Origin of the sequence: Streptomyces sp. NPDC048664, from assembly GCF_040650555.1 — a bacterium.
Taxonomy (GTDB): domain Bacteria; phylum Actinomycetota; class Actinomycetes; order Streptomycetales; family Streptomycetaceae; genus Streptomyces.
The window spans coordinates 21,685-29,124 of record NZ_JBEZHK010000050.1; the positions used below are offsets into that span (position 1 = coordinate 21,685).

At 72.5% G+C, this 7,440-nt stretch carries 8 protein-coding genes and 1 pseudogene; 3 read left to right on the forward strand and 6 right to left on the reverse strand.

Translation table 11 applies throughout. The features are described 5' to 3' along the window. Positions 1 to 41: 41 nt before the first annotated feature. On the reverse strand, positions 42 to 1,037 hold the full coding sequence (gene nusA / locus AB0C59_RS33745) for a transcription termination factor NusA (RefSeq protein WP_363011483.1): 996 nt from the start codon (positions 1,035 to 1,037) through the stop codon (positions 42 to 44). 2 nt (positions 1,038 to 1,039) lie between these two features. Beyond that, the gene (gene rimP, locus AB0C59_RS33750) at positions 1,040 to 1,546 is read right to left on the reverse strand and encodes a ribosome maturation factor RimP (RefSeq protein ID WP_363011485.1); all 507 of its coding nucleotides are present in this window, start codon (positions 1,544 to 1,546) and stop codon (positions 1,040 to 1,042) included. A 217-nt stretch (positions 1,547 to 1,763) separates the two neighbouring features. Here rimP and AB0C59_RS33755 point away from each other — a divergent pair, with 217 nt between their 5' ends. The 3 genes from AB0C59_RS33755 (at position 1,764) to AB0C59_RS33765 (ending at position 3,821) form a co-directional block, all read left to right on the forward strand. After that, on the forward strand, positions 1,764 to 2,381 hold the full coding sequence (locus AB0C59_RS33755; RefSeq protein ID WP_363011487.1) for a hypothetical protein: 618 nt from the start codon (positions 1,764 to 1,766) through the stop codon (positions 2,379 to 2,381). After that, positions 2,378 to 2,854 (forward strand): ferritin-like domain-containing protein, encoded by a 477-nt coding sequence (locus AB0C59_RS33760; protein WP_363011489.1) that lies wholly within the window; start codon positions 2,378 to 2,380, stop codon positions 2,852 to 2,854. The genes AB0C59_RS33755 and AB0C59_RS33760 overlap by 4 nt, the downstream gene beginning before the upstream one ends. Positions 2,855 to 2,918: 64 nt before the next feature. Beyond that, positions 2,919 to 3,821, forward strand: a complete 903-nt coding sequence (locus tag AB0C59_RS33765; protein ID WP_363011491.1) for an aminoglycoside phosphotransferase family protein — start codon at positions 2,919 to 2,921, stop codon at positions 3,819 to 3,821. An 84-nt stretch (positions 3,822 to 3,905) separates the two neighbouring features. On the opposite strand, the gene AB0C59_RS33770 is transcribed toward AB0C59_RS33765, so the two are convergent. From AB0C59_RS33770 to AB0C59_RS33785, 4 genes and pseudogenes are all read right to left on the reverse strand, one after another. Further along, positions 3,906 to 5,606, reverse strand: coding sequence for a proline--tRNA ligase (locus tag AB0C59_RS33770; RefSeq protein ID WP_363011493.1), 1,701 nt, complete (start codon positions 5,604 to 5,606; stop codon positions 3,906 to 3,908). 72 nt (positions 5,607 to 5,678) lie between these two features. After that, the gene (locus tag AB0C59_RS33775) at positions 5,679 to 6,248 is read right to left on the reverse strand and encodes a GNAT family N-acetyltransferase (protein ID WP_363011495.1); all 570 of its coding nucleotides are present in this window, start codon (positions 6,246 to 6,248) and stop codon (positions 5,679 to 5,681) included. A gap of 55 nt (positions 6,249 to 6,303) precedes the next feature. Next, positions 6,304 to 7,152 carry a GNAT family N-acetyltransferase gene (locus AB0C59_RS33780; protein WP_363011497.1) on the reverse strand — a complete coding sequence of 283 codons (849 nt, stop codon included), beginning with the start codon at positions 7,150 to 7,152 and terminating at the stop codon, positions 6,304 to 6,306. 142 nt (positions 7,153 to 7,294) lie between these two features. Continuing rightward, positions 7,295 to 7,440: pseudogene (locus AB0C59_RS33785) on the reverse strand (4-hydroxy-3-methylbut-2-en-1-yl diphosphate synthase); the annotation flags it as partial.

Here is a 7,440-nt window from a genome sequence, read left to right on the forward strand (position 1 = left end):
CACCGCCCCGGCGAGATCCACGGGCTCCGTCCGGCAGGGGCTCAGTCCTGCCGCTCCGCGGGCTGCTCGGTGTCGGGCCGGATGTCGATCCGCCAACCGGTCAGCCGGGCCGCGAGGCGGGCGTTCTGCCCTTCCTTGCCGATCGCCAGGGAGAGCTGGTAGTCGGGGACCGTCACCCGCGCCGAGCGGGCGGCGAGGTCCACCACCTCGACCTTGGAGACACGGGCCGGGGAGAGCGCGTTCGCGACCATCTCGGCCGGGTCGTCCGACCAGTCCACGATGTCGATCTTCTCGCCGTTGAGCTCACCCATGACGTTGCGCACCCGGCCGCCCATCGGGCCGATGCAGGCGCCCTTGGCGTTCAGACCCGATCGGGTGGACCGCACCGCGATCTTCGTACGGTGACCGGCCTCGCGGGCGATGGCGGCGATCTCGACGGAACCGTCGGCGATCTCCGGCACCTCCAGGGCGAACAGCTTCTTCACCAGATTGGGGTGGGTACGCGAAAGAGTGACGGACGGACCGCGCACACCCTTCGCCACCCGAACGACGTACGAACGGATCCGCTTCCCGTGCTCGTAGGCCTCGCCCGGGACCTGCTCCTGCACCGGCAGGATGGCCTCCAGCTTGCCGATGTCCACGAGCACGTTCTTCGGGTCGCGGCCCTGCTGGACCACACCGGTGACGATGTCGCCCTCCCGGCCCGCGTACTCGCCGAGCGTCGCGTCGTCCTCGGCGTCCCGCAGGCGCTGCAGGATGACCTGCTTGGCGGTGGTGGCGGCGATCCGCCCGAAGCCCGACGGCGTGTCGTCGAACTCGCGCGCTTCCTGCCCCTCCTCCAGGTCCTCGGGGTCCTCCTTCGCCCACACGGTCACATGGCCGGTCTGCCGGTTGAGCTCCACGCGCGCGTGACGGCGGCTTCCCTCGGTGCGGTGGTAGGCGATGAGGAGGGCCGACTCGATCGCCTCGACCAGCAGGTCGAAGGAGATCTCCTTCTCCCGCACCAAGCCCCTCAGGGCACTCATGTCGATGTCCACGGCTACGCCTCCTCTTCCTTCGTGTCGTTCTTGTCCTTGCGGCCGAACTCGACCTGGACCCGCGCCCTGGCGACGTCCTGGAACGCGAGTCTGCGCGCGGTGGGCTTGCGGCCCTTGACACCGGGCACCTCCAGGTCGACGCCCTCGTCGTCGACCTCGATGATCCTGGCGACCAGTTCGTCGCCCCCGGCGACCTCGAACCGCACCAGCCGGCCCGTGGCCCGTACGTAGTGCCGGTGATCCGTCAGGAGGCGCTCCGCGCCCGGGGTTCCGACCTCGAGGGTGTACTCCCCCTCGCCCATCGCGTCGCTCTCGTCGAGCGTCGCCGAGAGCGCGCGGCTCACATCGGCGATCTGGTCCAGGTCGGCCCCGGTGTCGGAGTCGACGACGACGCGCAGCACCTTCTTGCGTCCGACGGAGTCCACCGCGATCTCTTCGAGATCGAGTCCCTGGGAGGTGACGAGCGGTTCCAGCAGCTCTCGCAGCCTCTCGCTCTGGGTGGTGCTCATCCGGGTGACTCCTCGGCCGCGTGTGCTGTTGTGGGATGGGTCGTGTGTCACGGGAAAGGGTATCCGGTCCCGGGGGGTGTTGCCGTCCACGTCGGCGGGAGGGGGATCGCGGACGGTTCGGACGAGCCGGTGGCGAGTGCCGGAGCACCGCGCGGGTACGGTGATCACGGGCGACTCGCCCATCCGTTCGTCACCTGGCCATTCGAGGACGTCTGCCGTGTCGTTCCCCCCGCACCCGCGCCTCCTTCCGCGCAGAAGGAGCGTGCTCGCCTCGGCCGCGGCCGCCACCCTGCTCGCGGGCTGCTCCGGCGGCTCGGACCGGGCCGTCCGGGGCGGCGGCTCCACCGCCGAGGCCCGGGCCCGCGCGCACGCGGCGGGCGAGAGCGCCGCGCTCGCGGAGCGGTACACGGCCGTCCTCGCCGCACATCCCCAGCTGGCGGCGCGTCTTGGGCCGCTGCGGGCCGAAGTCGTCCAGCACGTACAGGCGTTCGGCGGCACGATCGGCGCGTCGGGTTCGCCGTCGGGAGCGGCCGGGTCGAAGGCACCGTCCCCGAAGCCGTCCGCCTCGCGGGTGCCCTCGGGTCCCCCGGGGCCGCCCGCCCCGGCCTCCGCGTCCGGTTCGGCACCGGCCTCCCCCGGCGTGCCGGCCCCTGCCTCGCCCGTCCCCGGGGACCCCAAGGCCGCGCTCGCGGATCTGGCGTCCGCCGAACGGGCCCTGTCCGACCGGCGGGCCAAGGCGCTGCTGGACATGCCGGGCGAGCTGGCCCGGCTGATGGCCTCCGTGGCCGCGGCCGGAGCCGCCCACGGCTATCTGCTGACGGAGGGCGGGACATGACCGGCGCGCCGAAGGCCGAGAGCGCCGAGCTCACCGCCCTGCGGGCCGCCCTGCGCGCCGAGCACGCGGCGGTGTACGGATACGGTGTCGTCGGCGGGCGGATCCAGCAGAGCCTGCGTTCGCAGGCCCGGGACGCCTACGACGCCCACCGCGCGCGACGGGACGACCTGACCCGGTCGGTGCGGGACCTGGGCGGCACGCCGGACGCCGCCGCCCCGGGATACGCGCTGCCGTTCCCGGTCTCGGACTCCGCCGCGGCGATCGAGCTCGCCGCCGAACTGGAGCTGCGGGTGGCCGCCGCCTACTCCGACCTCGTACGGGCCACGACGGGCACCAGACGCGGAGCGGCGGCCGCCGCGCTGCGGGAGGCGGCGGTGCGGGCGGTGCGGTGGAACGGCGGGAGCGTAGCCTTCCCGGGTCTCGCCGAGCGGGCGGTGGCCGTCCCCACCGCCTCGGTCGAACCGTGGGACTGAGGCGTGCGCGCGGAGCGTGTGCGCGCCGCACCGATCAGGACACCTGGAAGGGAGCATCTCACGCATGGCTTTCGAACCGCCGCGGCGTCTGGTGCGGTCACTCGGCGAGACGCAGCCGGCCGGTGGCGCCGCGTGGCTGGACCAGGTCGTCCAACTGGCCCGACAAGCCGTGGAATCGCGTGAGTTGACCGTGGAGCGGGTGCAGGCGCCCGGTGGCCGCAGCAGCCTGGTGGTGCTGGTGCGGCGGGCCGACGGCACGCCCGCCGTGCTGAAGCTGGCCCCGCCGAGGGCCCGCCCCGAGGGCGAGTGCGCGGCCCTCGCCCACTGGGGCGGGTCCGGTGCCGTACGCCTGCTGGACGCGGATCCCGGGCAGGGTGTCCTGCTGCTGGAGCGGCTGCACCCGGAGATGTCGGTCCGCTCGCTGCCCGAGGCCAAGGCCCTGCTGGAGGCGGCCGGAACGCTGCGCCGGCTGTGGGTCGAGCCGCCGGCCGGCCACCGCTTCGAGACGGTGGCCGAACGCACGGAGCGGCAGGCTCGTGCGATGCGGGCGAGCGCTCAGGCGCGTGCGGAGGTGGCACCGCTGGTCGAGACGGCGCTCGCGGCCCGCGAGGAGATGCTGACCGCCCCACCGGACGAACGGCTGCTGCACGGAACCTTCCGGCAGAGCAAGGTGCTGGCCGGGGAGCGGATGCCCTGGCTCGCGGTGGGCCCGGACCCCGTGGTCGGCGAGTGCGCCTTCGACCTGGCACGCCTGGTGCGCGATCGGGTGGAGGACCTGATCGCCTCTCCGTCGGGCGCGTCGATCACCAGACGCCGGGTGAAGCGGCTGGCTGAGTCCCTGGACCTGGACCAGGAACGGCTGCGCGGCTGGACCCTGTTCCGGGCGGTGGAGTCGGGCGTGCGCGCACACCGGGTCGGACGTGAACAGGACGCCGAACTGCTGCTGGAGTTCGCGAGCTGGCTGTAGCGCTCCCCCGGGCTGGCCGGGTACGGCGACGGCCGCCGGGCTCCCCGTGGGGAATCCGGCGGCCGTCGCCGTGTCAGGCCGCTGTCAGGCCGTGAGGCGGGCGATCGCCTCGTCCACCGTCAGTTCCTCGCGCTCGCCCGTCCTGCGGTCCTTCAGTTCGAGGACGCCCTCGCCGGAGCGGCGGCCCGCCACGAGGATCTGCGGCACACCGATCAGCTCGGCGTCCGTGAACTTCACGCCCGGCGAGACGCCGGCCCGGTCGTCCACCAGGACGCGCACGCCCGCCGCGCCCAGCTTCTGGGCGACGTCGAGGGCCACCTCCGTCTGGAGGGCCTTTCCGGCGGCCACCACGTGCACGTCGGCCGGGGCGACCTCCTTGGGCCAGCACAGCCCCTGCTCGTCCGCCGTCTGCTCGGCGAGCGCGGCCACCGCGCGGGACACGCCGATGCCGTAGGAACCCATGGTCACGCGGACCGGCTTGCCGTTCTGCCCGAGGACGTCGAGCTTGAGGGCGTCGGCGTACTTGCGGCCGAGCTGGAAGATGTGGCCGATCTCGATGGCGCGGTCCAGCACCAGCCCGGTGCCGCACCGGGGGCAGGGGTCGCCCTCCTGCACCACCACGACGTCCACGTACGCCTCGGGCTCGAAGTCGCGGCCGGCGACCACGTTCTTCGCGTGCATGCCCTCCTTGTTGGCGCCGGTGATCCAGGAGGTGCCGGGGGCCACGCGCGGGTCGGCGATGTAGCGGACCTTCTCCAGGCCCTGCGGGCCGACATAGCCGCGGACCAGGTCGGGCCGGCTGATGAAGTCGTCGACGGTGACCAGTTCGACGGCGGCCGGGGCGAAGTGCGCCTCGACCTTGCCCATGTCGACCTCGCGGTCACCGGGAACGCCGACGGCGACGATCTCGCCGTCGACCTTCACCAGCAGGTTCTTCAGGGTGGCGGCGGCGGGCACGCCGAGCGAGGCCGCGAGGGTCTCGATGGTGGGGGTGTTCGGGGTCGGGATCTCCTCCAGCGCGGGCACGCCGGAGGCGTCGACGGACGTCAGCTCGTAGGTGATCGCCTCGGTGTTGGCGGCGAAGTCGCAGCTGGGGCAGTCGGCGAAGGTGTCCTCGCCCGCGCCGGCCGGTGCGAGGAACTCCTCCGACTTGGAGCCGCCCATCGCGCCGGCGGTCGCGGCGCAGATCCGGTAGTCGAGGCCGAGCCGCTCGAAGACCCGCTGGTATGCCTGGCGGTGCAGGGCGTAGGAGCGGGCGAGGCCCTCGTCCTCGGTGTCGAAGGAGTACGAGTCCTTCATGAGGAACTCGCGTCCGCGCAGGATGCCCGCGCGCGGCCGGGCCTCGTCCCGGAACTTGGTCTGGATCTGGTAGAGGATCACCGGCAGGTCCTTGTAGGAGGACGCCTGGTCCTTCACCAGAAGGGTGAAGATCTCCTCGTGGGTCGGGCCCAGCAGGTAGTCGCCGCCCCTGCGGTCCTTGAGGCGGAACAGCTCGGCGCCGTACTCGTCCCAGCGGCCGGTCGCCTCGTACGGCTCACGCGGCAGCAGGGCGGGGAGCAGCACTTCCTGCGCTCCGATCGCGTCCATCTCCTCGCGGACGATCCGCTCCACGTTGGCGAGGACCTTCTTGCCGAGCGGCAGCCAGGTCCACACGCCGGCGGCGGTACGGCGCACGTAGCCGGCCCGGACCAGCAGCTTGTGGCTGAGGACTTCCGCGTCCGCCGGGTCGTCGCGCAGCGTCTTCGCCATCAACTGGGACATGCGCTGGACCGGTGCGTTCGCCATGTTTTTCGACTCCTGCTGCGAAAAGGTGATGGCTAGGAGGTTAGCGGGGGTCCCGGCGCGGGCGGTAATCGGTTATCGCCGCAGGAGTGGCAGGGGGGCGCCCATCACGGCGTACGGCTTGGGGGCGCTCGGGAAGAGGACCCTCTGCGCCAGGTCGGTGTAGCCCAGCGAGCGGTACAGGCCGCGGGCCGGGCTCTCGGTGTCGATCGCCGACAGGATGGAGCGCGGCTGTGCGGCGCCGTCGGTGATGTCGGTGATCAGTGCGCGGCCGATGCCCCGGTTCTGGTGGCGGGGGTGGACGTGCAGTTCGGTGATCACGAAGGAGTCGTCGAGCCAGGCGTCGTTGCCCCTCAGCCGCAGGTAGGGCTGGACGACGGTGGACCACCAGTGCGTGCGGTCGTTCGGCATGCCGTAGACGAATCCGACGAGCCGCCCCTCGGCCGTGGTGGCCCCGAGGGCGCGGGCTCCGGGGTAGTTCATGTGCCGCAGCACGATCTGGCGCCGTACCGCGACCTCTTCCGCGCCCAGTCCGAACGCCAGGGCCTGTACGTCGAGGGCCTCGTCCACGCGGGCGGGCAGGTCCAGTGGGCCGATCACCACATCGTCGGAGGTGCGGTGACCGTGACCGGGGAAACGCGGCATGTCCGGAGCCTACAGCCGCTCGCCGTGCCCGGCCCGGGTGTGCCGGGAACCGCGGCTAGAACAGCACGCTCATGAACGCGCCGACTTCCCGGAAGCCCACCCTCTGGTACGTCCGCCGGGCGGCGATGTTGAAGTCGTTGACGTACAGGCTGACGACCGGGGCCACGTCGGCGAGCGCGTAGCGCAGTACCGCCGCCATGCCGGGGGCGGCGAGGCCTCGGCCGCGGTACTCGGGTGCGATCCAGACGCCCTGGATCTGGCAGGCCTGCGAGGTCGCCGCGCCGATCTCCGCCTTGAAGACGACCTTGCCGTCCGCGTCGACGCGGGCGAAGGAGCGTCCCGCGCCGACGAGTTCGGCGACCCGGGCCTGGTAGAGCAGCCCGCCGTCGCCCGCCATGGGTGAGACGCCGACCTCCTCGGTGAACATCGCCACGCACGCCGGCATGATCGTCTCCAACTCGTCCTTGCGGACGCGGCGGACGTAGGGGTCCGGGGCGATGTCGGCGGGCATGTGGTCGGTGACCATGAGCGGCTGGCGGGTGCGCACCTCCCGGGCCGGGCCCCAGGTGGGCTCCAGCAGGCGCCACAGCTGGGAGGTGGCCTCGGCGGGGCCGACGATGGAGGAGCAGCGGCGGCCACCGCGCCGGGCGCGGTCGGCGAAGCCTCGTACGGCGCGGGGTCCGGCGCAGATCGGGACCAGGTTGGCTCCGGCGTAGCACAGTGAGGTGAGCGCGCCGTCCTCGTACCAGCCCCACATCTCGCCGCCGAGGCGCCAGGGGTCGAGTCCCGCGACCTGGACCCGCGATGTCACGAACGCGTTCGCGACCGGCTCGCGGTCGAGGACGGCGAGCGCGGCGTCCAGGTCACTCGGTTCGAGCACCCTGGTGGTGGTCTGCGTCAACAAGTGCGGGAGCCTCACCCTGGGATCTGCTGATCTCCGCACTGTACCTGGCGTGTCACGGCGGCGCCGCTCGGTGGCGTTCGGTGAGCGAACCGTCACAGGGCCGCCGCGCCGCCCGGTTCGGGGGCCGCGGGCGCCTGGTGGATCAGTCGGCGATCGAGACCGAGGGCTCGCCGGAGGCGACGCCGTCCTTCTGCATCTGTTCGGCGATCTTCATCGCCTCCTCGATCAGGGTCTCCACGATCTTCGACTCGGGCACCGTCTTGATGACCTCGCCCTTCACGAAGATCT

Coding starts and splice junctions, on each gene's coding strand:
- rimP (WP_363011485.1), bottom strand. CDS start 1,546: ATGAGCACCACCCAGAGCGAGAGGCTGCGAGAGCTGCTGGAACCGCTC.
- AB0C59_RS33760 (WP_363011489.1), top strand. CDS start 2,378: ATGACCGGCGCGCCGAAGGCCGAGAGCGCCGAGCTCACCGCCCTGCGG.
- AB0C59_RS33765 (WP_363011491.1), top strand. CDS start 2,919: ATGGCTTTCGAACCGCCGCGGCGTCTGGTGCGGTCACTCGGCGAGACG.
- AB0C59_RS33770 (WP_363011493.1), bottom strand. CDS start 5,606: ATGGCGAACGCACCGGTCCAGCGCATGTCCCAGTTGATGGCGAAGACG.
- AB0C59_RS33775 (WP_363011495.1), bottom strand. CDS start 6,248: ATGCCGCGTTTCCCCGGTCACGGTCACCGCACCTCCGACGATGTGGTG.